General features: G+C 59.0%; 19 protein-coding genes. 8 read left to right on the top strand and 11 right to left on the bottom strand.

Going from position 1 to position 26,974, the window contains the following annotated elements; genetic code table 11:
- Positions 1-20: 20 nt before the first annotated feature.
- Positions 21-1,139 carry an AI-2E family transporter gene (locus A9Q02_RS19080; RefSeq protein WP_097654667.1) on the top strand — a complete coding sequence of 373 codons (1,119 nt, stop codon included), beginning with the start codon at positions 21-23 and terminating at the stop codon, positions 1,137-1,139.
- A gap of 82 nt (positions 1,140-1,221) precedes the next feature.
- On the opposite strand, the gene A9Q02_RS19075 is transcribed toward A9Q02_RS19080, so the two are convergent.
- Complete coding sequence (locus A9Q02_RS19075) at positions 1,222-1,707, bottom strand: hypothetical protein (RefSeq protein WP_097654666.1); 486 nt, start codon at positions 1,705-1,707, stop codon at positions 1,222-1,224.
- Between the two features lie 165 nt (positions 1,708-1,872).
- On the opposite strand from A9Q02_RS19075, the gene A9Q02_RS19070 reads away from it, so the two are divergent.
- The 3 genes from A9Q02_RS19070 to A9Q02_RS19060 all read left to right on the top strand — a co-directional run bounded on the left by A9Q02_RS19070 (position 1,873) and on the right by A9Q02_RS19060 (position 7,060).
- Entirely contained in the window at positions 1,873-4,263 is a 2,391-nt protein-coding gene (locus A9Q02_RS19070; protein ID WP_245860719.1) for an FtsK/SpoIIIE family DNA translocase, read from the top strand.
- A 143-nt stretch (positions 4,264-4,406) separates the two neighbouring features.
- Positions 4,407-4,676, top strand: coding sequence for a hypothetical protein (locus tag A9Q02_RS19065; protein ID WP_097654664.1), 270 nt, complete (start codon positions 4,407-4,409; stop codon positions 4,674-4,676).
- The gene (locus A9Q02_RS19060; protein WP_097654663.1) at positions 4,667-7,060 is read left to right on the top strand and encodes an FAD-binding oxidoreductase; all 2,394 of its coding nucleotides are present in this window, start codon (positions 4,667-4,669) and stop codon (positions 7,058-7,060) included. The genes A9Q02_RS19065 and A9Q02_RS19060 overlap by 10 nt, the downstream gene beginning before the upstream one ends.
- A gap of 134 nt (positions 7,061-7,194) precedes the next feature.
- Here the strand turns inward: A9Q02_RS19060 and A9Q02_RS19055 are convergent, their stop codons facing one another.
- From A9Q02_RS19055 to fabF, 4 genes are all read right to left on the bottom strand, one after another.
- Complete coding sequence (locus A9Q02_RS19055; RefSeq protein WP_245860717.1) at positions 7,195-8,355, bottom strand: glycosyltransferase family 4 protein; 1,161 nt, start codon at positions 8,353-8,355, stop codon at positions 7,195-7,197.
- Between the two features lie 3 nt (positions 8,356-8,358).
- Positions 8,359-9,228, bottom strand: a complete 870-nt coding sequence (locus tag A9Q02_RS19050; RefSeq protein WP_245860715.1) for an SDR family oxidoreductase — start codon at positions 9,226-9,228, stop codon at positions 8,359-8,361.
- Positions 9,225-9,932: a ribonuclease III gene (rnc, locus tag A9Q02_RS19045; protein WP_097654662.1), complete on the bottom strand. Its 708-nt coding sequence runs from the start codon at positions 9,930-9,932 to the stop codon at positions 9,225-9,227. The genes A9Q02_RS19050 and rnc overlap by 4 nt, the downstream gene beginning before the upstream one ends.
- Positions 9,933-10,043: 111 nt before the next feature.
- Positions 10,044-11,288 carry a beta-ketoacyl-ACP synthase II gene (gene fabF / locus A9Q02_RS19040; protein WP_097654661.1) on the bottom strand — a complete coding sequence of 415 codons (1,245 nt, stop codon included), beginning with the start codon at positions 11,286-11,288 and terminating at the stop codon, positions 10,044-10,046.
- 293 nt (positions 11,289-11,581) lie between these two features.
- Here fabF and A9Q02_RS19030 point away from each other — a divergent pair, with 293 nt between their 5' ends.
- From A9Q02_RS19030 to A9Q02_RS19020, 3 genes are all read left to right on the top strand, one after another.
- Positions 11,582-12,769 carry a M20 metallopeptidase family protein gene (locus A9Q02_RS19030; protein WP_097654659.1) on the top strand — a complete coding sequence of 396 codons (1,188 nt, stop codon included), beginning with the start codon at positions 11,582-11,584 and terminating at the stop codon, positions 12,767-12,769.
- Positions 12,770-13,343: 574 nt separating this feature from the next.
- Positions 13,344-13,844: a hypothetical protein gene (locus tag A9Q02_RS19025; protein ID WP_097654658.1), complete on the top strand. Its 501-nt coding sequence runs from the start codon at positions 13,344-13,346 to the stop codon at positions 13,842-13,844.
- A gap of 2 nt (positions 13,845-13,846) precedes the next feature.
- Positions 13,847-15,799: a DUF5671 domain-containing protein gene (locus tag A9Q02_RS19020; RefSeq protein WP_097654657.1), complete on the top strand. Its 1,953-nt coding sequence runs from the start codon at positions 13,847-13,849 to the stop codon at positions 15,797-15,799.
- Positions 15,800-15,871: 72 nt separating this feature from the next.
- On the opposite strand, the gene A9Q02_RS19015 is transcribed toward A9Q02_RS19020, so the two are convergent.
- From A9Q02_RS19015 to A9Q02_RS18995, 5 genes are all read right to left on the bottom strand, one after another.
- Positions 15,872-17,047: an acetyl-CoA C-acyltransferase gene (locus A9Q02_RS19015; RefSeq protein ID WP_097654656.1), complete on the bottom strand. Its 1,176-nt coding sequence runs from the start codon at positions 17,045-17,047 to the stop codon at positions 15,872-15,874.
- A 108-nt stretch (positions 17,048-17,155) separates the two neighbouring features.
- Complete coding sequence (locus A9Q02_RS19010; protein ID WP_097654655.1) at positions 17,156-19,573, bottom strand: 3-hydroxyacyl-CoA dehydrogenase/enoyl-CoA hydratase family protein; 2,418 nt, start codon at positions 19,571-19,573, stop codon at positions 17,156-17,158.
- Positions 19,574-19,780: 207 nt separating this feature from the next.
- Positions 19,781-21,928 (bottom strand): glycoside hydrolase family 2 protein, encoded by a 2,148-nt coding sequence (locus tag A9Q02_RS19005; protein WP_097654654.1) that lies wholly within the window; start codon positions 21,926-21,928, stop codon positions 19,781-19,783.
- A gap of 11 nt (positions 21,929-21,939) precedes the next feature.
- Positions 21,940-22,902, bottom strand: a complete 963-nt coding sequence (locus A9Q02_RS19000; protein WP_245860713.1) for a glycosyltransferase family 2 protein — start codon at positions 22,900-22,902, stop codon at positions 21,940-21,942.
- A gap of 2 nt (positions 22,903-22,904) precedes the next feature.
- Positions 22,905-25,640, bottom strand: a complete 2,736-nt coding sequence (locus A9Q02_RS18995) for a beta-galactosidase (protein WP_097654652.1) — start codon at positions 25,638-25,640, stop codon at positions 22,905-22,907.
- A gap of 124 nt (positions 25,641-25,764) precedes the next feature.
- On the opposite strand from A9Q02_RS18995, the gene A9Q02_RS23900 reads away from it, so the two are divergent.
- Positions 25,765-25,992 (top strand): hypothetical protein, encoded by a 228-nt coding sequence (locus A9Q02_RS23900; RefSeq protein ID WP_141509046.1) that lies wholly within the window; start codon positions 25,765-25,767, stop codon positions 25,990-25,992.
- Positions 25,993-26,065: 73 nt separating this feature from the next.
- Here the strand turns inward: A9Q02_RS23900 and miaA are convergent, their stop codons facing one another.
- Positions 26,066-26,962 carry a tRNA (adenosine(37)-N6)-dimethylallyltransferase MiaA gene (gene miaA, locus A9Q02_RS18990; RefSeq protein WP_097654651.1) on the bottom strand — a complete coding sequence of 299 codons (897 nt, stop codon included), beginning with the start codon at positions 26,960-26,962 and terminating at the stop codon, positions 26,066-26,068.
- Positions 26,963-26,974 lie beyond the last annotated feature (12 nt).

Below are 26,974 nucleotides of genomic sequence, written 5' to 3'. Positions count from 1 at the left end.
TGACTGAGTGAGGAGTGGCTATGGAATTGCCCCAGCCTCAGGCGACAACGATCTTGCGCCCTTTGTTGATCATCGCTTCGCTGGTACTGATCCTGGGAGCTATGCGGGTTGCAGCGCCGTTGCTCAATCCACTGCTGCTAGCCCTCGTGATTACCTTGTTGTGTAATCCAATTTATCTCTGGCTGCAAAAACGTGGCATCCCTTCGTGGTTTGCGCTGCTGATCATGGTGTTGGGCATGATCGCGTTTGCCGCGATGTTGACCACCGCACTCGGGATATCAATTACCCGTCTGACATCACAACTTGGCACATATCAACGTCTCCTCGCGCAACAAGAGCATGTGCTCCGTGAGTGGTTGGCAAGTTATGGGTTTGTTGCCAACGAGTTACAATTTTTTGGCTTGCTCAATAGTGTTTCGCTCGTCGGAGTGTTGGGATCGATCCTGGCAGGCATCGGCAACGTGCTGGGCAATTCGTTGATCGTGACCGTGCTGGTACTCTTTTTTCTCATCGAAATGCCGTCGCTCCGCAAGCGCCTGAGCTCGGGTCTCGGTGAGCAAAGCCCCCTGCTGCATCGACTTGCCACCTTTGGAGGCAGTGTCGTACGTTATTTTGGCGTGCGTACGTATATCAATCTTACGGTTGCTGTTGGCTCAACGATTGGGATGGTCTTGCTCCAGGTTCCATTCTCCTTGCTCTGGGGGGTCTTGATCTTTGTGTTAGGGTATATTCCCTATATTGGCATCCCAACGGCAGCCTTGCCAGCCTTTTTGCTCACCCTGGCTGAACACGGCTTCGTGCGAGCCCTGATTGTGCTCTTGATTATTACGACGATCAATTTGACGATTGAAAACCTGATTGCCCCATCGTTGATTGGACGCGAACTGAGTCTGTCGCCAGCGGTTGTGTTTGTGGCTTTCTTTTTTTGGACGTGGATTCTGGGGCCGCCCGGCACCTTTCTCTCGATGCCAATTACGGTTCTGGTCGTCGTGCTGCTCGATAGCTATGACGAGACACGCTGGATGGCGCGTCTGATGGGGCTGTCGCTCACGGATAAATTGGCGGAACAGGTCGAAGAATATGCGACGGGTGCAGCCTCGACGACTGCATCCTCACCGTTGTCTGATCATCAATCGTAGGGTAAATCCGACGCATGCGTTGGATGCGCAAAAAGCCAGCTTAGCTAAGCTGGCTTTTTGCGCATCCAACCACATGCTTACATCACTGTGCCTCGGGCTCTTTTTTGCTTGTCTTCTTGGCGACAAAAAAGCCCAGGCCGAAACCGATAAGCAAGCCAAGCAACGTGGGCATAATCCAGCCACCGGGCTTTTCAGGGACTGATTGCTGGCTGATCGTGGCGATCTGCTGACCACTATGCTCAAGATTTTCGCCCACCTGCGAGGCAAGCTCTCGTGCGTCACGGGCAACTTTACCGCGGGTCTTTTCGAGATCCTTGATCGCCCGATCGACCCGACGGCTCGCCTTTTTCGCCGCTTTTTCCAATTTTTTTCGCCGTTGCGCAACCTGGTCACTCAAATCGAGTTCATCAACCCGACGGGCGAGCTGGTTCAGGTTCGCGGCTACTTCTTGGCCTACTTCGTTATCAAACCGACTACGGATCGTGCCGGCAAGCTGACCAACCGCTTCAGAGGCCTGTGTTTCAAGCGTATCCAACTGACGCTCAAACTTGTTTTTCCGTCGCCACATTTGCTTCTCCTAATCACTACAACGCGCATGTGTGCTATACTACCATCTTGAGGGATCGCCACGCGGCGAGGAGTAAAGATGGCCGCACAAGGCAATAAGAAACCATCCACTGGGCGCAAACCTGCTACCCGTACCAGCAAAGCACCGCGAAAAAATACGCGTGCTATGCCTCCCCCTATTTTGATGCGTCCTGAACATCAGCGCGACCTCTTTGCGCTTGGATTGTTGACACTGGCCCTGGTAACCGTGATCTTTTTTACGACTGGGATTGCCGGTAGGGCTGGGGCGCTGTATGTTGAGGTGATGCGCCAAGCCTTTGGCGGGGGCGCTGTTGTTGTACCAATTATACTCGGTTTGTTGGGTATTGCGATCTTGATTCAAGAGCAGTTTCGTGACTCGCGGCTTACCACAACCCACCTAATCGGGACACTTCTCATTATTGCCTCGATTCTCAACCTGCTTGAGTTTCCTGTGCATGATGTGGCATTCGAGGCTCGGCTCAAGAATGAGGGGGGCGGTTGGGCCGGTTTCTGGCTGGTGCAGGGCTTTGATAGCATTATTGGGCGCCCGGCCGCCGTGCTCGTGACGGTTGTGATTGGCCTGATCGGTGTGCTACTGACGTTTGATCTGACGCTGCGCGAGTTGCTCGGTGGGACGGCGGCACGGACGGTGGCGTTCTGGCAGTTGCTCTGGAGTGCGCCGCGTCGTTCGCCCGTTTCCCGTCGGCCTGAGCCTACGGCACGTGCCGATACCGATCTTCCGTTTACGCCGCCACCTCAGGGGGCCGACGATTCGATTGTGCCCACGCCAATTGCGGCCCGCCCGACGCGCGCCAGCCTCTTTCAACGACCCGGGACGCTAGCCAAATCCGAGCCAGCGATCACCGTGGTGCCTCCTCCGGCTCCTCCGGCTCCACCCGCCCCTGGGGTGCCTCCGGTTCTGGCCAAACCGCCGGTCGAACTGCCACCGGCCACGCCACACGAGATCGTGCAAGAGGCCCTCGATGGCTTCGAGCCAGCCTCGGTACATCGAGCCTGGCCCCTGCCTTCGCTGGATCTGCTTGATCCGGTCACGATCGTGAGTCAGGTTGGCGATGATGTGATTCGCCATCGCTCACGGTTGATTGAAGATACCCTGGCGAGCTTCAAGGTTGAGGCGCAGGTCGTTCACGTTAATCCTGGGCCAGCAGTGACCCAGTTCGAGGTGCAGCCGGCGGTAGGGGTCAAAGTCAGCAAGATTACCTCGCTCGAAAAAGATCTCGCGCTGGCGCTCGCCGCCTCGTCGATTCGCATTGAGGCCCCGATTCCTGGCAAATCAGCGGTAGGCATCGAGATTCCTAATTCCTCGATTGCGATGGTCAGCCTGCGTGAAGTGATGGATGGCGAGGAGTTTGAGCAGAGCCGCGGTCGGCTGAAACTTCCGCTTGGCAAGGATGTGAGTGGGACGCCGGTGATTGCCGACATGACCCGTATGCCCCACTTGCTCGTCGCCGGCGCGACCGGTTCGGGCAAGTCGGTGGCGATCAATACCTTCCTCTGCGGGCTGCTGCTGCGCCATACACCGGATGAACTCAAGCTGATCCTGGTTGACCCCAAGATGGTCGAGATGATTGTCTATAATCATATCCCGCATCTGCTCTCACCTGTCGTCACCGAGCTCGAACGGGTGGTGCCGACGTTGAAGTGGGCAACTCGTGAGATGGAGCGCCGCTATAAGATTTTTGCTCGCCACGGGGTGCGCAATCTTGATAGCTATAAGCAACTTGCGCGCAAACGCGCTGACCTCGAGCCAATGCCCTATATTTTGATCATTATTGATGAGCTTGCCGATCTGATGATGATGGCCCCCGATGAGATCGAGACCTATATCTGTCGCCTCGCCCAGATGGCCCGTGCGACCGGCATTCATCTCATTATTGCGACGCAACGGCCCTCGGTTGATGTCATTACAGGGTTGATCAAGGCCAATTTTCCTTCGCGCATTGCCTTTGCCGTCACATCACAGGTTGATAGCCGGGTCATTCTTGATGTACCTGGGGCTGATCAGTTGCTCGGACGCGGCGATATGCTCTATATGGCCGCTGATGCCGCCAAACTGGTGCGCATCCAGGGTACCTATGTCTCGGATCGTGAGGTGGAAAAGATTGTCGACTTCTGGCGTAAGGCGTTGCCTCCTGACGAGGCTTCGGCTGATCCGACCCAGAAGCCCGGTGGTTCGCTCGGGGTCAATGGCCCGCCCTTTAGCGGAACCTTGCCCGGGCCACGTCCGGCTGCGACCGGAGCGCAAGCGGCCGGAACATCTGATGAGACGTTCAAGCCCCCCGCCGAATTTCTTTCGGTTGATGAACAGGACGCGCTCTTGACCCAGGCGATCGATCTGGTGCAACAACATCAGCGTGCCTCGGCCTCACTGTTGCAACGCCGCCTCCGGATCGGCTATAGCAAGGCTTCCCAGTTGATCGATCTGCTTGAACAACAGGGCATCGTCGGGCCAGCCGAAGGGGGGCGCTCACGCGAAGTGTTGCGCTCGTCGTCGCCTGAACGCGAGCAGCGTTAGGGCCAATACCTTGCACATAAGACGGTTGTTTTGACGCAAAGGCGCCAAGGCGCAACGTTTTTAGCGTAGGTGAGCTAACCCTAAAAGCCACAAAGTTCTCCCTGCCGTCGTATAATGAAGAGAGTACGATCAGGGAGGTTGTTATGTCGATTGAGTCTTTCCGCGATAATGCACGCGAAATCCTTACCAATATGCTGGCCGAAACGCCTAGGGCCGATCGGCACGAGTTGATCGAGGTCTATACCGATGCGATGACCCGCCTCTATGCAGTCGAGGCCCATCGTCTGCTCAGCGAGGTCATTGAGGATAGCCGAACCCGTCTTGATGCACGCCTGTCGCCTGACCCGGTGCGCCAGACGATCGCGGGTGTCCAGACGACCATTCAAGACATCTGGGATAATCTGTGGAAGTAGTTGCTGTTGAGCCCGGGGCCTTGCTTGTCACTGCCCCTGCAACCACGTTGATCGCGAGGCTGCACGAGGAGCTTGCGCCTTATCGGCTTGCGTTGCCGATCTTTCCGCTTGTGCCTGGTCTGACGCTGGCCGATCTGGTCGCCTGCAATGCGGGCGGTCGCCGCCGTTTCGGCTATGGAACCATTGGACGCTATCTACGTGCGGCGCAATTGATGTTGCCCGATGGCACAAACCTGAGCATTGGTGGACCGACGATCAAGCGAGCCACCGGCTATGGTCTGCATCGGGCACTCGCTGCAAGTCAACTCGATCTGGGAATTGCCCACGAGTTTACCTTTAGCCTGCGGCCACTGCCCGCTGAGCGTGCCTCAACGCTTCTGCATTGCCCGTCGCTGGCCGAGGCATGTCGCCTGGCTGCCCAATTGGTGAACGCGGGGCTTGCGCTCAGTGCCCTGCCAGTTGCCGAACAACCGGATGGCAGCGGAGTGTTGCTGGTTGAGCTTGAAGGACTGTCAGCACTGCTGGTGCGCCAGGTTGGTCTGGTGAGGGAGATCGCGGCTACCACTGCCGCAACGGTGATGCCTGTCGGCGAGGGCGATCCGTGGCACCAGTGGTATGACCTGGCGGCTGCGCATCTGCATCCGGCAGCGCTGCGTCGTGATCTGACGCTCCCCCGCTCTGCCTTGCCCGCTTTTGTGGCCCGCGCCCGCACGCTTGCTGTACGATACCGCCTGCCCCTCACGCTCTGGGGCGATGCCGGAGTCGGGACAGTACACCTCGGTCTCGCTACGCCAACTGATGAAGCTGAACAGTTGTTACGCATTCTGCAGGCGCTTGCAACCGAGGCCGGTGGTACGGTCACCACCGAGATGGGGATGCCACCACCAGAGGCCAAGCACGACCTGATGTTGGCAGGCTTGCGCGAGACGGCCCTCGCTCCATTGTCGCCATTGCTAAGCTCGTCCGACCTGGCGTTGCACGAACGCCTGATGCGCCAAACTGGTCGCGAGCAGATCCTGACAACCCTGCGCTCGGTGGTTGGGGAAACTTATCTGCTGACGCGCAGGGAAGATCTTGCCTGTTACGACCAGGATGCCTCGATTGCACAACCGCTTGGACAGGCGCTGGCGGTTGCCTTGCCAGCAACTACTAGCGAGGTCGCTGGCTTGATGCGTGCTGCGGCAACCTACGGCTTGCCAGTTGTCGTACGCGGGGCGGGCAGCGGGCTCGCTGGTGGATCAACGCCAACGCCGCATGCACTGATCCTCGGCCTCAATCGGCTTGACCAGATCACGCTTGATAAAGAGCAGATGGTTGCCCACGTCGGCGCAGGCGCGATTACCGCCGAGATCCAACGGGCCGCCGAGACACTGGGCCTCTTTTATCCACCTGACCCCTCCAGCCAGACGGCGTCGACGATTGGGGGCAATCTGGCGTGCAATGCCGGTGGGCCTCGTTGTGTCAAATATGGCGTGACGTCTGACTATGTACTGGCGGTCACGGCGGTGCTTGCCGATGGTACGATCGTGCGCTGGGGTGATGGTCTCGCCGGGCAAGGAACCGAACAGAGCCTTGCCCAACTGCTGGTTGGCTCAGAGGGCACACTTGCCGTGATCACCGAGGTGACCCTGCAGCTTGTGTCGCTGCCGCCTGCCCGGCGCACCACGATGGCCCTCTTTGCCAAGCTTGAGGATGCCTGCGCAACCGTCGAACAGATCATGGCCTCGGGTCTGGTGCCGTCGGCGCTTGAGTTGATGGACGATACGACCCTCGCCGCCGTCGAGGCGTACCTGCACCTTGGCCTGCCCCCCGAGACGGGGGCCATGCTGTTGATGCTCAGCGATGGTGAGCCTGAAACAGTAGCGCACGACGCCGAGGCCCTCGCCACGCTGGCCCGCGCCGGGGGCGCCCGGCTCGTCCAGGTTGCGCAGAGTGTCAGCGACGAAGCGAAACTCTGGCAAGCGCGCCGGGCCGTCTCGATCGCGCTGGCCCGCATTCGCCCCAACCGACTTGGCGAAGATATCGCGGTGCCACTGACGCGCATTGCCGAGAGTGTGCGTTTGATCAAAGCACTCGCTGAAGAACATCAGTTGCCCATTGTCGTCTTTGGGCACGCCGGTGACGGCAACTTGCACCCGAACATCCTCTTCGATGCCCGTGACCCTGCTGAGAGTGCGCGTATCTGGCCGTGCGCCGAAGCAATTTTCCGCATTGCGCTCGCCGTGGACGGCACGCTCTCGGGGGAACATGGCATTGGGACGCTGAAATTAGCGTTTATGCACGAGGCGCTGGGGGCAACACAGCTTGCGGTGCAGCACCGCATCAAAGCCTGGTTCGACCCGGGGGGGCGCCTCAACCCTGGCAAGGTCTTGCCCGCGCTGTGACGAAGGAGTCTGTAGCGTACGTTTTCTGCTCTAGGTATTGGCTTCGACAAGCTCAGCCAACGGCGGACGATGGGCGTTGCGAACGGACGGAGGCTGAGCCTGTCGAAGCTTCCGCTGGGATCAAGAAACGTAGGTTACACACTACTATGTGCGGGCCCCGCGAGTCCCTCATACACACGGAGCGTGCCAAGGGCCGTGCGGCGCCACGAAAAGTCGCGGGCACGCCGGGCACCGCGGGCCGCGAGATCGCGGCGCAAGAGCGGATTGTTGAGCAACCGCCAGAGGCCTTCGGCCATTTCAATCACATTGAACGGATCCACCGTGAGCGCGGCCTCACCCACGACCTCGGGCAGACTCGAAGCGTACGCGCAGATCACCGGCACACCACAGGCCATTGCCTCGAGCGGGGGTAGCCCGAAACCCTCATAATACGACGGGAAAGCAAAGACAGTCGCACCACTATAGAGCGCGGGCAGGTCTTCATCGGCCACATTGGGCACAAAGCGAACCCGGTCGGCGAGACCACGCTGTTTGACAAACTGGTGCAGACTCGTCTGCCCGCGTTCGGCATGACCGGCCAGCACCAGCGTCCAGGCACCGGGGGTCTGGCGCGCTTCAAACTCCAGCATCCGTTCCCACGCCCGCACAAGGCGTTCAAGATTCTTGTGTGCCTTCTGTGAACCAACATAGAGCACATAATCGTTGGGGAGCGCATAACGCTGGCGCACCTGGGCGATAACTTCTGCTGGTTGGGGTTGAAACCGGCGTTCGGCGGCGAGCGGCGTCACCACGAGGCGACTGGCGGCACGGGGGTAGACATACGCAAGATCGGCGCGCGAACTCTCCGAGATCGTCAGGATGCGCGTTGCGGTGCGCAGCGCCAGATCCATCGTCAGGCGGTAGAAGAGCCGCCCCCGTGCCGAGAGCGTGCGCGGATAGCGCCAGCCGATCAGGTCATACACGGTGACGACCGACGGGCAAGGCAGGCCAAGATACGGTTTGACCACATAGGGCGAATGCAACACATCCAACCCGAGGCGACGAGCGAGGGATGGCAGCGCAACATGCTGCTTGAAACTAAACGGCCCTGCCGCCAGATGCGCCGTCTCGACCCCGGGCATCGCCGCGATCGCCGCCAGATCATAACGACTCTCGCGCAACTGACGGGGATCAACAATGAGCACCAGCGTATGGCCGTGGCTAATCTCGGCGAGCGCACGGGCGAGACCGATGGTATACCGGCCAATCCCTGGAAAATGCTCGGTGGCATAGCGCGCATCAAACCCAATTCGCATCCATCACACCCTTCCCCGGCGCTCACCGCCCCGCTCACGCAGCACCTCATCGATGCCTCGCAGGCGGGTCTGCAGCAACGCCTGGGCACGTGTAATCGCGAGGCGACAGTTGCGGGGGCGCCGGATTGGACTCGTGGCACTGAGGCCGGCGGGTATGCCGGTGGGATCGATCTGCCACGCTTGTGCGATCAGGCAACCCATTGCATAGCGGCTGACACAGCTTGCCCCGGCGATATGCAACACACCCTGGTAGGGGAGTGTAAGCAATTCGAGCAAGGCAGCGGCGAGATCTTCAACAAAGATTGGGCAACGGTACTCATCGGTGAACAAAGCCGCAGCGACACGCCCCGCGGCGACATCGAGGACAAAGCGCGAAATCTTATCAATTGGGTCGAAGCCATAGATCAGTGACGTGCGGACAATGGTTGCCGCGGGATGCGCCGCCGCAACCAGGACCTCAGCGTGCGCCTTGGCGCGCCCGTAGTCAGTGACGGGATCCGGCGGGTCATCTTCGGTATACGGGGTATCACGCTCGCCATCGAAAATAACATCACTCGACAGATGGATCAGGCGTGCGTTCACCGCAGCAGCCGCAACCGCAACATGGCCGGCCCCTTCGCCGGTAATTGCCATCACCTCAGGGCCGTTCTGCAAAAAAGCCGTATGGATAACCCAGGCGGGCTGCACCGCTTCAACGAGCGACCGCACGGCGTGCGGATCACGCACATCCAGCGCGGCCCAGGTCACCCCAGGCACCGGCACAGGTGGCTGCGTATAATGGGTCGCGACCACAGCATAACCTCGTGCGCATGCCTGACGGATCAACTCCTGCCCAAGATAGCCCGTACCACCCGTAATCAGACCTCGCGTCATGCTGGATCATCCTCAACAACAGCAAGGCGCTGCAACGCCTCCTGGGCAGCGGTCTGCGCTGCTGCTTGCTTATTCAAGCCGCGACCAATGCCGAGCACCTGCTCACCAAGGCGAACTTCCATCGTAAAGACACGCTGATGGGCCGGCCCATCCTCATCAATCACCCGGTACGTAGGGGTCTGGCTATAACGCGCCTGCGCAACCTCTTGCAATTGGGTACGATAGTTCACCTCGCCGCCGCCCTCTTCAATTGTCTTCATCTGGCGTTCGAGGAAGGGCGTTACAAAGAGCGACACCCCTTCAACACCCTGGTCAAGATAGATCGCCCCGAGCACCGCCTCAAAGATATCGGCCAGCAGCGCATCACGGTTCCGTGCCGCAGGCGTATCTTCGCCACGGCTGATGCGAATATAGGTGCCAAGATCGAGTTCACGCGCAAACCCGGCCAGGGTTGTTGTCTTGACCAGCGCCGAACGAAGGCTGGTCAATTCACCCTCGCTGCGATCTGGGTAGCGCACAAAGAGCCACGCCGCCGTCAGGAAATTGAGCACCGCATCACCAAGGAACTCAAGCCGTTCATTGGAAGAGAGCCCCGGCACCCGTTCGGGATGTTCATGCATGAACGAACGATGCACAAACGCACTCTGCAACAACAGTGGATCGTGGAAGGTAACGCCAATAATCTCTTCTAAGCGGCTCGGCATAAGCATGATTACCTGGTGCATCATAGAGGGCTACCGCCCGCCAACATCGAAGCGCGACACTTGGGGGCTACGCCCCAAACCTGGCCCGAAGGAGTGTATCAACGAACTCCTTCAGTCAACAAAACGCTTGAGCACGAGACACACATTATGCCCACCAAAGCCAAACGAATTGCTCAGTACAACATCAATCTGGCTGGGGCGGGGCGTATTGGGAACATAGTCGAGATCGCAGGCAGGATCGGGACTAGTCAGGTTGATCGTGGCAGGCAAGAGCTTATGCTGCATTGCCAGCACGCCAACGACCGTCTCGATCGCCCCGGCGGCACCCAAGAGATGGCCGAATTGCGATTTGCTCGCACTGACGGGCGGGGCGGTTTCGCGTCCGCCAAAGACCTGCTTGATCGCCCGTGACTCGACCGGATCGCCCGCGGGCGTGCTCGTCGCGTGGGCATTGATGTAATCGACCTGATCAGGGGTTATCTCAGCACGCTTGAGGGCCAGGCGGATCGCACGGGCGACGCCTTCGCCATCCTCAGACAGGTTCGAGATATGGTACGCATCAGAAGTCGAGGCATAGCCGGCCACTTCAGCCAGAATTGTCGCCCCCCGGCTGATCGCCTCTTCGGCATCTTCCAGGATGAGCGAGGCGGCACCTTCACCCATCACAAAGCCGTCGCGGGTCGCATCAAACGGGCGTGAAGCCGTCGCAAAGTCGTCATTATTGGTCGAAAGCGCTCGCATCGCATTGAACCCGGCAATTCCGATTGGCGTAATGCTCGCCTCGCTGCCCCCGACGATCACCGCCTTGGCCCAACCCCGCCGAATCGTCTCGGCAGCCTCGCCAATCGCATGGGCTGAACTCGCGCAGGCCGACGTGAGACAATAGCTCGGCCCACGTGCCCCGGTGACAATCGAGACCTGGCCTGCCGCAAGATTGGTAATCATCGAAGGGATCAAGAATGGGCTGATCCGCCCCGGACCGCGTGCCCGCAACACATCAAGTTGCTCGCTGAGGGTGCCAATGCCCCCAATGCCACTGGCGATAAAGACCCCAATCTCATCACGGTTCGCTTCAGTAATCTTCAAGCCTGAATGATGCAGTGCCTCATTCGATGCGGCGACGGCCAGTTGCACAAAACGATCAGTCCGCCGTGCCTCTTTGCGGTCCATAAAGTTCGCCGGATCGAAGTCCTTGACCTCAGCAGCAAAGCGCGTGTCAAAGCCGGTCGGGTCGAACAGGGTCAACGGGCCAACGCCACTGCGCGCCTCAACAATGCCCTGCCACAACGCGGGAACACTCAGACCTAGCGGGCTGATCGCCCCCATTCCCGTCACAACGACACGCCGCTCCTTCATAATGCTCTCCTCACCTGTAGGCTGATAACCTCAACGTGCGGAATTATACCATGCCTGCTTTGCCCGAGATGGTTCATTCGAGGTGATGGTATACTATCAGCAATAAGCCTCTGTTCTCGCCTCTGCGGGGGCGAGACTTGGCAGTCTACGGTTGCCAAACATCTTTGCTGGTCGAAAAAGCCAGCGTAGCTGGCTTTTTCGACCAGCAAACTACCGGGTTTTAGGGCGACAGCCCTGATCGTGATGGATATGAGCCGTAGGCCCATATCCATCACGATCGAGGAGAAAAACATATGCTTGACCGTGCCAATGCGCTCGCCGCTGAACTCGTGCGTCTCCGGCGGGATCTTCATACGCACCCCGAATTGAGCTTTGCTGAGACACGGACGGCGGCCATGGTGGTCGATACGCTGGCCGAGATTGGGGACATCACGATACGCACGGGTATTGCGCGCACCGGCGTTGTCGGCGAACTTGGTCCCGGTGGCGGGCCAACGATTGCGATCCGCGCTGATATGGACGCCCTCCCGATTATTGAGGCCAACACAACCGCGTATGCTTCACAGAATCACGGCGTGATGCACGCCTGCGGCCATGATGCGCATACCGCCATGTTGCTCGGAGCGGCCCATCTGCTCCGTGAACAATTTGCCAATGAACGCCTCCGCGGGCGCGTACGCTTCATCTTTCAGCCCTCAGAAGAGAGTTGGGATGACGAAGGCAAGAGTGGTGGGCTGCGTATGGTTGAAGAAGGGGTGATGGAGGGCGTCGACGCCGTGATTGCGCTCCATGTTGATTCGACGTTGCCAATGGGCAAAGTGACCATCCGTGGCGGCTGGACCTCGGCGGCCGTGGATGATTTCACCGGTTCCTTGCTTGCCACAGGTGGCCACGGGGCCGCACCCCACGAGGGCACTGATCCAATCTATATGCTCATCCCGGTGCTCACCGCACTCTATGGGATCAAGGCACGGCGCATTGATCCCGTCGAGCCAACGGTGCTCAGCGTTGGTGTCGTCGAGGCGCAGGGGGCATCGAATGTCATTCCGAGTGAGGTGCGCCTGCAGGGAACCTTGCGCAGTTACAATCCGCGGGTGCGTGAACAGTTGATCAGCGAGGTCGAGAAGGCGTTTGCCGTGACCCGTGCCTTCGGCGGTGATTATCGCCTGAAGATCGGGCGCGGCTATCCTGCAGGCTGGAATGACGAACGTGTTGCAGGCTGGCTCGAACAGGTAGCAGGCGCGATGCTCGGCAGTGATGCCTTTGACCATGCCCCGGCAGGGCTTGGGGCCGAGGATTTTGCCTATATGTGCCAGAAGGCTCCTGGAGCAATGTTGATGCTCGGGGCCGCCATTGATGATGGTGTGGTACGTGCCCATCATACGCCGATCTTTGACATTGATGAGCGCAGCCTCCCTCTTGGCGCGGCTATCCTCGCCGAAACAGCGTTGCGCTTCCTCCGCGGCACCGTACGGCTCTAAGACGCATACCTTGCAAAGAAGGCGGCGGTTGTTTTGACGCAAAGGCGCAAAGGTTTTCGTGTAGGTGCGCTCACCCTTCGCGCCTTCGCATGAGCTTCTTTGCAAGGTATTGGCCTAAGCCCCCACACACAGGTCTTCAAGACCTGTGAGCACTCCTCTCTAGATGGAGCAAGGTGGCTAGGGGGTTACCTAGCTACGTTACCTGTGCTTTTTCCACCTTCCGGCTGATCGTTTTTACGTCATCACCGCGTTATACTTGTTGTGCGGGCAGTGCCGGGCGAGTTGTTCGGGCCTCAACGTGATGCCGATCGCATCCAGATGCGCTGCACCCAAGTGCAAATCTGCAACCGCACTAGTGGCATGACACGATGATTCTGCTGGATGCCCGCGTGCGCGGGCATAACAATGGAACTGACTTGGCGCATTGGTCGTTCCCGCGTATATGGAACTGATTTGGCGCACTGGTCGTTCCCGCGTATATGGAACTGATTTGGCGCACTGGTCGTTCCCGCGGATGCGGGAACCCAGCCGCCTCCATCACCTTAAGTGGCTCGAACCACTAGGAAGAAAAACGATGAAAAGAAAAGACACCTTTCTGATCGGCATTGTTGCCGGTATCATCCTGCTTGTTGTGGTTGCGTTTGTCGTCGCGATGATGCGCCCCGAGCCAACATTTCAGCCTGAAACAACGCCCGAAGGGGTAGCCCATAACTATTTGCTTGCCCTGCAACAGCGCGATCTGTCGCGTGCGTATGGCTACCTTGATCCTGGCTTGCCCGGGTTTCCCGCAACGCTCGATCTTTTTACCCGCGATCTTACCCGCTATACCGGCGCTCTCGATACGAACCAGGGTTCATCATCCTGGGATGTTTTGTCGAGTACGGTGACGAATAATCGGGCATCGGTGGATGTGCGCGAGACCTATTTTTCGCAGGGGGGGCTCTTTGGCAGTGGTCAGTATAGTTCTACCTTTGTCATGTCACTCGTGCGCGATGCCTCCGAGGCAAACTGGAAGTTGACCGGTGCTGATCGCTACTGGGCTTGGTGTTGGAATGAGACGGAAGGATGCAACTAACGATGGCTACCATTCGACGTTGGTATATCCTGCTCGTCTGCGCCGTCAGTCTTCATGCGACCACCTGGGCCACGATTGCCCTGCTGCGCGGAGTTTTGCAGACCGATGGCCGCGATCCGGTGGCTGCCGTCGCCTTTCAGCTTGCCGTGATCATTATTGGCTTGCCAATCTTTCTCGGTCACTGGATCTGGGGGCAACGCCTCGCGAGCGGCGATCCGGAAGAACGTGGCAGCCCCGAGCGCCGTTTTTACCTCTATGCAACGATGGCCGCGCTGCTCTGGCCGGCAATTTTCAATGGCGTGAGCCTGGTGCAAGCGCTGCTCACCCTTATTTCAGGTGGTTCGGGGTCCGACTTCATCGGTCGATTTACCCCAATTGAACAATTGCTACGTAGCATCATTGCGATCGTTGTCCTTGGCTTGCTCTGGTGGTACCACCACCGCATCGTCAGCGCCGATCGTGTGGAACTCCCCGAAACCGATCTCACGGCTGGTTTCCGCCGGTTCTATCTCTTTGCCTTTAGTACCACCGGCTTGATCATGGTCGCCTTTGCGGCGACAAGTCTGCTCCGCTGGCTACTCTTTCAGTTCGGATCGGGGCCAGGCCTGACAGGCTCGCTCCCCCTCTTGAGCCTCTATGATGACATTGCCCGCCTTGCCATCGGCGTGCCAGTCTGGCTCATCTTCTGGAGTTGGGCACAGGCGCTCTTTGACGGGCCAGATCAAGACGAGCACGCATCGGCACTGCGCAAGCTCTATCTCTATGCGATTGTCTTTGTGACGGTGCTGGCGGCGGTGACCAATGCGACTTTTATTCTCGCCGGCTTGTTGCAGCAGCTGCTCGGTCTCTCACCCGAAGGCGATCTGCGTGAGCCGTTGACGATCATCATCGCGTCTGGCGTCTTCTGGGCCTATCATGCGCGTGTGTTGCAGCAGGATGCCACACGATCCAGCGAGGTTCCGCGCCAGGCGGCAGTGCGTCGTACCTATCTCTATCTTGTGGCCGCGATTGGCCTGGCCGCGGCGCTTGTGGGTGGGGGCGGCATCCTCAGTGTGATCATCCGTGCCTTTGCTGAACGCGCTTTCACCGATCTGCTCAGTACCCAACTGGCATGGTTCACAGCGGCACTGATAGCTGGCCTTGCCGTCTGGATCTGGCCCTGGCGCCGCATTATGGTGGCAGCCGAACTCTCTGGGCCAGTGGGAAGTGCCGAACGCACGTCGCTTGTGCGCAAGATCTATCTCTATGGATATCTCTTTGTGGCAACGATGGTGGTGCTCAGCGGGGCGATCTATGTCATTGCCCGCCTGCTGCGCCTGATTCTCGGCGACCCGATCGAAGGCAACTTGTTGAGCGATCTTGGTCAGGCAATTGCCTTTACCATCCTCGCTGGCCTGGCCTGGCTCTACCACGGATCCGAGGTGCGTGCCGACGGACGTGCCCAGCGGCGCGAGCTTGCGGCCCGCCTCGCTGCTTTGCGCGTCGCTATCATTGCGCCAGGCGACGCTAGCTTTGGGCAAGCCGTCGCTTCCCGCTTGCAGCAGGAACTTCCTGGCCTTCAGCTGGATCTGATCAGACCTGATGGTGAGGTCAGCGTTGCCGCCGCTCAACTTGCCGAGGCAGGCTTGATTGTCGGGCCGTGGACGATGGCAACAAGTGGCCCAGAGGGTCTGTCACCCGAACTTGTCCAACTGGTGCATACCAGCCCGGCCCGCAAACTGGTTGTCCCTACTCGCAGCAATGCGTGGCAATGGATTGGTGTCGAATCATCCAGTACCGAAACCCTGATCACGCAGACGGTACGCACCGTCCGGCAGATCGGCGAAGGCGAAGAGGTTCGCTCATCGCGGTCGCTCAACCTGGGCAACATCCTTGGCCTTGTCGTGCTCGGGTTGGTGGCGTTATTCATTCTTTTGTCGCTGGTGCTCGGGTTTGTGGGGAATTTGTTGTTTTAGGATCAGCGTACCGAAAACCGCCAGTGTAGCTGGCGGTTTTCGGTACGCAATGAATGATCGGTCGTTGCTAGGTTACAAGCGCTCAAAGATTCCGGCGGCACCCATGCCACCACCGATGCACATCGTGACCATGCCATAGCGCCCGCCGCGCCGCTCGAGTTCGTCGAGGATCTGAACGGTGAGCTTGGCCCCGGTGCAACCCAGCGGATGCCCGAGCGCGATGGCGCCACCGTTGACATTGAGTTTCTCCATGTCAAGGCCAAGTTCACGCGCAACGGCCAGCGCCTGTGCCGCAAAAGCTTCATTGAGCTCGATCAGGTCGATCTGGCTCAATTCAAGCCCGGCCAACTTGAGCGCCTTGGGAATCGCGACGACTGGCCCGATGCCCATTACTTCCGGGGCCACGCCGCCCACGGCGAAGCTGAGGAAGCGTGCGCGAGGCTTGAGCCCCAGGGCATCCGCTTTGCGCCGACTCATCACCAGCACGGCGGCGGCCCCGTCGCTTGTCTGCGAGCTATTGCCTGCCGTCACGCTACCAGTCGCGCTGAAGGCGGCCTTGAGTTTCGCCAAGGCTTCGAGTGACGTATCGGCCCGCGGCCCCTCGTCACGATCAAATACCATCGTCCGCGTCTGCGCCCGTCCGTCAACTAGTTCGGTCAGTTGCACCTCAACCGGTACGATGCCAGGAGCAAAATAGCCCTCTTTTTGTGCATGCAGGGCCTTCTGGTGCGAACGGAGCGCAAAGGCATCCTGGTCTTCACGGCTGATCTTGTGGTCACGGGCGACATTCTCTGCCGTCAGACCCATGCCGAGATAGACGGCCGGATCGTGCTGGGCGAGGTGTGGATTGGGCGAGAACTTGTTGCCCGACATTGGCACCATGCTCATGCTCTCGGCCCCACCGGCGATAATCACGTCAGCCTGCCCCATCATGATCTGCTGCGCGGCCATCGCAACGGTCTGCAGACCCGAGGCACAAAAACGGTTGACGGTAACGCCACAGACGCTATCGGGCAACTCGGCCCGCTGGGCGGCGACACGCGCCAGATTGAGCCCTTGCTCACCCTCGGGCATCGCACAGCCCATAATCACATCTTCGACCTCACGCGGGTCAAGCCCTGGTGCGCGAGCAATCGTCGCCTGCACAACCAGTGCGGCCAATTCATCGGGGCGAGTCGTGCGCAACGTACCACGGCCTGATTTGCCAACGGCGGTACGGGCACCAGAAATAATGACGGCTTCGTCCATATGTGATTGTTCTCCTGATATATCCTCTTGTCTGATATCGGTACCGTGCGTATGCTGGTGCAAATGGCGAGCGAAGCTAGCCGTTTGCACCAGCATACGCGAACTTCCTTAATTACGCAGGGGCTTGCCGGTCTCCATCATATGTTTGGCTCGTGCAAGCGTACGCTCGTCCTGGCCGAGAACCAACAGCGCTTCACGCTCAAGGCTCAAGAGGTATTGCTCATCAACGAATTGTGGGTTGCTCAATTCGCCGCCACAGAGGATATGCGCAATCTTTTCGGCAATAACCGCATCATACTCAGTGGCGAAGTTGCCCTGACGCAACTGGTAGATGGCGATACGCGCTGCGGCCAAGCCGTCACGCCCGAGGGCATAACAGTGGTTGCCCGGCGTAGGCGGCGTATAGCCCTCGCCAACGAGGCGCAGTACTTCACGTTTCGCTTCGCCAATCAGGTAGTCCTGATTGAAGACAATGCGATCGGTAGGCCGCAGATAGCCGAGGTCACGCGCTTCGAGGGCGCTGGTTGCGACCTTGGCAAAGGCCAGGGTCTCGAAGACCTGCTGGAAGGCCTTGAGCGTATCGCCGCCATTGCGAGCTGTTTCCGCAATAATGCGCCGGTTGAGTTGCGTACAACCACCCCAACCCGGCACTAGACCAACGGCAAACTCGGGTAGACCCATATACGTTTCAGCCGCCGCAACCGTCACGGCACCGTGCATCGCGAATTCAGCCCCACCACCAAGGGTGTGGGCAAATGGTGCGGTCACGACCGGCTTGGCTGCGTAGCGCAGATTGTAGAAGGTCTGCTGCACCAACTCGATCAACTCGCCAAGGTCGTCCCAGGCCCCCATTTGCACCGCAGCGCCCAACTCGTTCAGGTCGAAGCCTGCCGAGAAGCGGGCACCCTGGTTGCCGATGACCATGCCGACCCACTTGTCGTTCTTCAACTCTTCCATTGCGCCGAGCAGGATCTCGACAACCGGCCCGCCGATGGCATTGGCCTTCGAATGGATCTCGAAGCAGAGCACGCCGTCACCAAGGTCAATCAGGCTCGCCGCAGCATTGCCAAGCACCTCGTGCCCTGCGGCCTTGAGCGCAGCCAGATCGATAGCGCGTGGGTCACGCACAAGCGGCTCATGACGCCCGGTGGCAACATTGTAGGCTGTGCCGTCGCCGTAGAACTGGGCCTCGCCTTTGGCGATCAACTGATCAACCCAGGCGGGCACGTCCAGGCCCTGGCTCTTCATCAGATCGGCGCCCTCAGCGACACCGAGCGCATCCCAGATCTGGAACGGCCCAAGTTGATGCGCAAAGCCCCAACGAATAGCACTATCCACATCGGCGACGCTATCGGCAATCTCGGGCAACCGACGTGCCGCATAGGCGATCATTGGCAAGATGGCCAGCGTGACAATCGCGGCCCCCCGGTCATCGGGTTGCTCGGCGGCACGACGCAGCATAAACCGCAAACGCTCAGGCAACGCCTTCTGCTTTTTGGCCTCGTTGATAAACGCATCAACCGACGCGGTGCCTTGCGGCGCAACATACTCGAAGCTCTGCAAATCGAGAGCCCAGAACTCGCGCTTCTTGCCCTCACGCATCTCTTTGTAAAAACCCTGGCCGACCTTCTTGCCCAGACGACCGGCAGCGACCATGCGCTCAAGCAGGTCATTATTGGTATAGACCTCGCGGCTCTCGTCTTCGGGAATAGCTTTGTAGAGATTTGATGCCACGTAGTGCATCACGTCCACGCCAACCTGGTCAAGCAGGCGGCAACTGGCCGTATTGGGTCGCCCGATCAGCGAACCCGTCAAGGCATCAAGCTCTTCGACCGTATAGCCACGGGCGAGCGCCTCATTGAGCACAACCTGGCCGGCATAGCTAAAGATGCGGTTGCCAATGAAATTGGGCCGATCTTTGCAGATCACCACACCTTTGCCGAGCGTATTTTCGGCAAAACTGCGGAAAGCCGCCACCGCCGCCGGATCACTGGCCTCACCAGGGATCAACTCAAGCAACTTGAGATAGCGCGGAGGGTTGAAGAAGTGCGCCCCAAAGAAATGACGCTTGAACTCATCACTGCGCCCCTCGGCAATCAGCCCGATGGGAATGCCTGAGGTGTTGCTGGTGACAATCGCACCCGGCTTGCGCACCGCCTCGATCCGCTCCATCAAGGCCTGTTTGGGGCCAAGTTGCTCGATAATGACCTCGACAATCCAATCGACATCGGCCAATTTTGCGAAGTCATCCTCGGTATTGCCAAGGGAAATGAGTTGCGCACTGTTTTGATTGTAGAGATTGGAAGGGCGAGCTTTACGCATCCGGTCAAAACCGGCCTGCACAAACCGATTGCGAACAGCGGGGTGAGCGAGTGACAGCCCCTTGGCTTCCTCTTCGGGAGTGAGTTTGCTGGGCGGCATGTCGAGCAAGAGCACTGGCAGACCCGCACCGGCAACCAGGCCAGCAATCGCCGCACCCATTGTGCCAGCACCAATCACGGCCACACGCTTGATCTGATAGGGCATCTGGTCCTCCTTGACCGTTGGTGTTCAGACGTTCATATTACGCGATGCGTTATAGATATCAATATCATACCACATCTTTCGCTCATCTGGGGAATCTTTGGGGGCCTGAGGTTTGCGGGCCGCTGCCCCAAGCACTCCATGCGTGTGCTGGCCGTTTTCGCCAGCACACGCATGGAGTGCAAACCCCACCTCTACCCGCCGGAGGCACTACCCTACGGCAATTTCGTAGATCTGGTGAATCTCGTGATCCACGCCGGTCAGTTCGATGGTTAGGGCGTAACGGCCAGCTTGCGTTGGCGTGAGCCGCAGTCGATCAACAATGATCGGGAGGCAATCAGCTGGCAGGTTGACCCGGTGACGCACTTCGGCGAGCACATTGCCACCAGGATCGCTCAGCCGCGCTGCCAGTTGCGCCCCGACAATGCCCCGCCGCGCGTCGTTGACGACACTCAACGCGAGCGTGATGGCCTCGCCAATGCTGTACATCCGTGGATCAAAGATGCAGTAGGCGTATTGTGGGCTGTAGGCCATGCGCATAGCCTCGTAAGAACGCTTGGGTACCCGCCAGTAGTCAACGACGCTCCAGAGCACCGCCGGGTAGGGGTCGAGCAAGAGAAAGGCGATGATGCCGCCCGTTGGACGGTATTTGTTGTTGCGCAGCCGATCAATGTAGTAGCGGTTGATGAAGATCTGGTAGTCCTGCGAGAGTTTGATGACGTTGGCGAGCGATCCGGCCTGCCGCCACGGGAGCCAGTTGTCCATGATTTCCGCCTGTAAGCCATGGCGCGTGGCGAGTTGCGTAATTGCTTCATCAGTCAGCGGATCAGGCATAAAACGCAAACTACTCTCAAGATTTGGAAAACTCTGCGTGCCAAATTCGGTTACAAAACGCATGTTATTTGAAAATCGTTTTTGCATCACCTCGGCATCACGCAGGTCGCCATAGTTGCGGTACCAGCCAAAGTAGGCGTGGCCGTCAGTGCCTTCCCGCAAATAGGTGATGTCGAGTTCGCCCGATGAGCGCACCACAGGCCGCGTCGGGTCTTCTTGCTCAACAATCGCTTTGAGTTGGGTATCCATCACATTGCGATTCCAGTTTGGCCCAAAGACGCTCAGTTGCATTTTGATCCGTGTCCAGATGCTTTCATCAGCCGTATCTTCGATCAAAAAGGATTCGTTGTGCATACACCAGATCGCGACCGAAGGGTGGCTGCCAAGTTGATGCACCATCACGCGCACCTGGCGCCGCGCTTCTTGGAGAATGCTCGACGCATAGAGCCATTGCAACGGGAAGTCTTGCCAGAGCAGGATCCCCGCCTCGTTGGCCGCTTCGTAAAAGGCCGGGTGATCAACATGGGCATGCACACGCAGCATGTTCATATGACAGTCCCGTGCTAGTTCAAGATCGGCGGCACACCGGGCTTTGTCCATCGTGGCAATCCGCATATCGCCCGGCGGGTAGTTGTTGCCTTTTACCAGAAAGCGTTCACCATTGAGATAGGGCAACCAGTTGCGCAATTCGAAGGTACGCACGCCAAAGGTGATGGGTAGAACATCGCTTACGTGCCCGTCAACCAGCACCTCAACGGTCACATCATAGAGCTCTGGACGCCCCAGGTCGTGCGTCCACCAGAGCCGCGGTTCGCGCAGTTTGATCAGCCCGCCAAGCTGCTGCGGGCCATGTCCAAGGCTGCGTTGCTGCTCGATCTGTTGCGCTTCACCGGCAAAGGTGCGCGGGGTAAAGGTCAGGCGCACGGTTGCGTCGCACGCGGTTGCCGCGTCAACTTCGAGATCAAAGCGGATCTGCGCAAAACGATCATTGCACGTGAGCGTCAACAACCGCCCCCGCGCCAGCCGCACCGCTCGACTGTGATGCAGTTCGACCGGTAACCAGATCCCGCCCGGATTCGCCTGCGGATCAAGACAGTCCCAGTGCGAAAAGACGCCGGTGATCATCGTCTTCCCGCTCTTGTTGCGTTCATCAGGGCACTCAACTTCTACCAGCAACGTATTCTCGCGCTGCAACAGGCCCGTGATCTCGCGTTCGTGCGGCTCGAAATAACCGGTATGTGGCCCGAGATCAACCCCGTTCAGGTAGACGCGCGAATGATAAAAGACGCCATTCAGCCGCAGCCACCGGCGGCACATCGCTTGATCCGCTGCCTCTGCATCCGACCACGGAAACCGGCAGCGGTAGACAACTCGGCCTGCATAGTGCTCAAAGCCACTCAGTTGTTGCCAGTGAGCGGGAACATGCGCCGGAAACCAGCCTTCATTGTCACGTGGATAGATGCCTTGTCGGAAGGTGTCAACCGGGTGGATCTGCCAGTGGTCGGCAAGCGTTTGATCATACATAGCAACACTATCTATAAGGTTCGCAAAAGATCGCGATACAGTGCTATCCGTGTCCGACGAAGTTCAGGACGGTGCCCAAGGCGTAATTTGAGCCATTCGTTGACCAGTTCATAGGCAAAACCCAGGCGCAAGAAGCTGCGCAGGCAGGCTGCCCAGCGCCAGCCATACCAGATTCGCGCTAACAAAATGCGGCTCTGACTAAAGTTCAGGTGACGGGCAGCTAGCGCTTGCTCGCTGCTTTTGCCTTCGTAGTGGATCATCACTGCGTCGGGCACAAACCTGATCCCACCCCACGCCTGGTGCAACCGGGCCTGCCACTCCAACTCTTCACTATACATAAAAAAGCGCTCGTCAAGCAAGCCAGCCCGCATGATCGCCTCGCTTCGCACCAATAGTGCGGCCCCGACAAGCCAGTCGACCGGCTGCGCCACGGTCTCAGGCGTTTCGGCACAGCGGTACTGCCCTGCCCACGGATTCGCAGGCCAGAGCCGATCAAGCACGGTGCTCTCCCAGAAGAAGGTCGCACGGGTCGGAAACCGACGCCGCGACGGCTGGATCGTCTCGTCACCATAGCGCAACAATGGGCCGACCGCCGCCAGTTCGGGATGCGCTGCCAGTTCATGGACCAGCCGGGGGATGGCTGCGCCAACAACCTTGATATCGGGGTTGAGCAACAGAATATAGGGACGACGTTCGCCTTCTGTGGCAATGATCTGCCGTAAGGCCAGGTTATTGCCTCCAGCAAAACCAAGATTGTGCCCCGGTTCAAGCAGAACCACCTGCGGATAGAACGTGCGCACCATCGCTGGCGTGCCATCGTGACTCGCATTGTCCACGACGATAATCTGATACTCCAGTTCACTCCCGGCTAGCGACGCCTCAATGCTCGCGAGGCACGCTTGCAGCAACTCACGCACATTCCATGACACAATGATAATGCGCAACCCAGGCATAGGTGGCTGTCTAACCCTCATACTCACTCATTCTGTCCCCCGGCGATCAGGGTGACCTCTGCAGCTGTTCCCGTCTCGGCAAAGATCCACAGTTCATTCTCGGGCAACAGCCACGCGACAGGCACTTTATACTCTTCTTGTGGCCCGGGTTGCCAGAAACGGGCCAGGTTGCGCCCATTGAGCCAGATGTGCCCTTTGGCAAAGCCGTCAAGCCGTAGGCTCAGGCGCACCATGCGCGCTGATAACTCGTTCCGGGCAAAAGCGACCCGATAGAAAGCTGGCCCGGTTACACTGGCTTTGGCCGGAAGATCTGGGGTCACTCCGGCGCGAAAACTCCAGCGAGCCTTCAACGGGCGTTTGAGCGGATAACTCACCAGGGTCGCCTGCCAGGGGGTTCCGGCATAACCCTGTAAAAAGAGGGCCAGCACATTCGCCCCTGGGCGCAACCAGTCGGTTATGTCGTGCTTGAGAAAGCCTCCACTACGATGACGGCTGAAACGCTCGATGGCTTCACCATTCACAAAAAGTGCCCCCGAACTCCGATCACCAGTGATGTGCAGAAGATAACGCCGTCCAGGTTGCACCTCAAGCGTCCGCAACAACCAGACCGCAGGCCCGCTAAAGGCAAAATGGCGCAGGTCGACCGCATCCTGGTCGGGTCGAAACGCGCCGGGTTGCGCATGCGCCACGGCCTCACCCGCAAACTGCACCTCCTGCCAGAGCGCCGACCAGCCATGAGAGAGATCCTGCTCTTCGCCATCAAGATAGAGCGTGTCCAGCAACCCCTTGAGTTCGCCAAGCTTCAACCCATAGTTAAAGCGCCCCAGGTTGTCAACCAGCAGGCGCACGTCGTGCTGCCCAGCTTCAAGCTTTAGCGGCAGCGTATACCGTGGCCCGTGATGACTGACCCCGAACCAGCCGACATCCACGCCATCAACCAGCAGACAGCCCCGATCATGCAACCATGGCGCAACCAGCCGTGTTTCGAGCGGCGCATCCAATTCCAGGGTCGCTCGGTACCAACCGTACCCATAATCGCATCCCAGGCGCTCGAGCGGTTCGGGGCGGGTAAGGTTCCGCCAACCCTCATTCGTGATCATTTCGACTACGCCAAACCGTTCGGTCGAGAGCTTCAGCCGGGTCTCCTGCAGAGGCGCAGGTGGCGACGGGATCTGAAGCGAGCCGTCGGGCAGCAATTCGCACCGCGCCGCCGCAGCGTCGGTCAGGAACATCAAACGCAGCGAGCGTGCGCCACAGTGAAGATCGAGAATGCCAGGGTTCTCGTTGATCCAGTAGGTTACCTCGATACTATATTTGTGCAACGAGGCCTGGAGGCCAGGTGAGGTCATTGTCACTATTGGCGGGGCCTCACCACGCTGATCAAGCAGTTCGACCATGCCTTGCTCGCCAGGTTGCCCATAGATGATCAGCAGATCGCGTTCGCGGTAGCGCCAGAACCCGAGAACGCGCCCGGTATGACACACCAGGCGCAACTGGTCGTGTAAAGGCAGATGCGCAAAGATCGGGCGGATCGTTGCTGGCTCAACCTCGACGGTCAGATGACGCGCAGGATGCGCCAGAAAGACCTGATAGGTCTGCCCTTCTAGCCCGGCATTCACCAGGAACGTAGCCTGAAAATCGCGCCACGCCTCTGGAGCGTTCGGGCTGGCCCGTACCGTCCGATACGGCTCAGTGCCTGGCTCACTGCGCCCATAGACGGATGGCGGGCTCAGCACGGTCAGCCCACCCGGCACCGCATCGGCCAGGATCGGCGCCAGGCGTGCGCCCAGGCTCCCCAGAAAGAGGTGATGCCGACGCGCCACGAGCGCCTTGGCGCGCAATTCGCCATATTCGCTCACTGGGGCATCATAGTCATAACTGGTCGTCATAAAGACCAGATCGCCGCCGACCGTGCGCCCACCCCACGAACCAAAATTGGTGCCACCAGCCCACATCCAATGCGAAAAGCCAGCCGCACCGACAGCCGTCAGTTGATGCAACGTCATATCGAGTTTCGCTGCCGTTTTGCGCGTCTGGCGACTGGTACTCCAGCTATCAAACCAGCCACTCCAGAGTTCACTCACAATCAGTGGATTATCCGGCCAGAGGCGCCGAGTCTGGAGAAGCTTTTCGGCAAGGCCACTCCAGCCATTGCGCAATTCAGGTCGTCCGGGCATCGCCCCGACACACGTATATTGCGGCACCTCGATGCCGCGCACCGTCGCTGCCGCTGCAAGCGTCTGCTGATGAAAATCGTGGGCATAGACCCCCGAGGCCCAGTGCTCATTCTCGATCTGACAGAGGATAATCGGGCCGCCCCTGGTATACTGACGTGGAACGAGCACCTCCATCAACCGGTCAAACCAGCGTTCAACAGCTTTGAGCGCATGCGGATCATCAACACGCAAACGTAGCCCAGGGGTAGCCGTCAACCAGGCCGGTAGGCCACCATTTTCCCATTCGGCACAAATATAGGGTCCCGGACGAACAATCACTTTGAGCCCAAGCACATGACAAAGATCGAGGAAAGCCGCAAGATTGGCCTCATCAGCAAAATCAAAGTGACCAGGACGGGGTTCGTGACGATTCCATGGGATGACTGTATCAATCGTATTCAACCCCGCCCGGCGAGCCTGGGTCAACAACGAGCGCCATTCTGCGTAAGGCCAGCGGAAATAGTGTATACAACCAGCCAGGAGATAGAAAGGTTGCCCGTCAAGCAACAGCCCATCACGCCCAAGCGTTACCGCAGGTACCACGGCACTCTCCCTTAGCTCTACTGCACCACCATTTTCTATTGTACTTCATCTTCAGTGCTCTTGACGATTACCAAGCAACAGACTACACTATTCAAGTAGATCAACCAGGAGGAAAGGAGCCCGTATGACTCCCGTCTGTTCAAATACGCAGCCATCTCACATGTATCTCCCTATCGCCTCCTCAGGTGATAGTGTAACTGTCTCACCTATGGCGCTGCGCGCGTTGCTATTGTTGAGTGAGGCTGTCAGTCCTGGTGATGCGTCACTTGCGCGTCTCTCTGATGAGGATCTGGCGCTCCTCCGTATGATGCTCATGCGTCTTGGCGGCAGCGAACGCAGAAATATTGCCTGACGCCCTGCAACTTCGTGTGGCGAGGGCAAGTGGCTAGCTTTGTTAGCCGCTTGCCCTCGCCACGCACGACAAGTTACCCCACCCACTCAGGATGCCCAGGGGCCCATTGCTCAAGCTGCGGAAGTCGCCGAAACCATGCGCCCTGACGTCGAATAAAGCTGTGGGTATCGTATTTCAGCCGCTCGATGCACGACTGCAGGGCGGTCTCACCTTCGAGATACGGTTTGAACTGGATATATCCGAGGCTCGACATTGCTGGGAGGTGCCAGCCGTACCCGGCGGCAACCAGCGTCTTCACCTCTTCAACGAGGCCAGCCGCTATCATCGCCTCCACACGCGCATCGGCCCGCGCATAGAGTTCTTCACGTGGACGCGTAAGCCAGATGGTACGGATTTGGTACGGCAGTGGTTGCCGCGTCTGTTGGGTCGAAATTGGTTCGCCAGTCACGAGATAGACTTCGAGGGCACGAATAATGCGACGCACGTTGGTCGGGCCAATCTGTAGGGCGGCCATTGGATCAACTTCCGCCAAACGCTCATAAAGCCTTGCCCCGCCGTCGCGCTCGGCTTCGGCCTGCAATTCGGCCCGCAACGCAGGCTGCGGGGCCACCCTGGGGATCTGCCATCCTTCAAGTACCGCCGCAAGGTACTGACCGGTTCCCCCTACGAGCAAAGGCACGCGCCCACGGGCGACCACCTCGGCAATGCTCGCCAGCGCCAGATCCTGATACCGCGCCAGCGAGAAGGCTTCATCAGGTTCACACAGATCAATCAGGTGATGCGGCGCAGCAGCTCGTTCGGCTGCCGACGGTTTTGCCGTCCCGATCTCCATCCGTCGGTAGACCTGTCGTGAGTCAGCCGAGATAATTTCGCCATCCAAGCGGTGCGCCAGGGCAACGGCAAGCGCCGTCTTGCCTACAGCCGTAGGCCCCACCAGGGCGATCAAGGGTGCCGTCAAGCGAAACTCCATCTTTGGTTATCC

The sequence above is a fragment of the Candidatus Chloroploca asiatica genome, assembly GCF_002532075.1.
In the GTDB taxonomy this organism is placed as follows: Bacteria; Chloroflexota; Chloroflexia; order Chloroflexales; family Chloroflexaceae; genus Chloroploca; species Chloroploca asiatica.
This window is presented reverse-complemented; position numbering and strand designations above follow the sequence as displayed.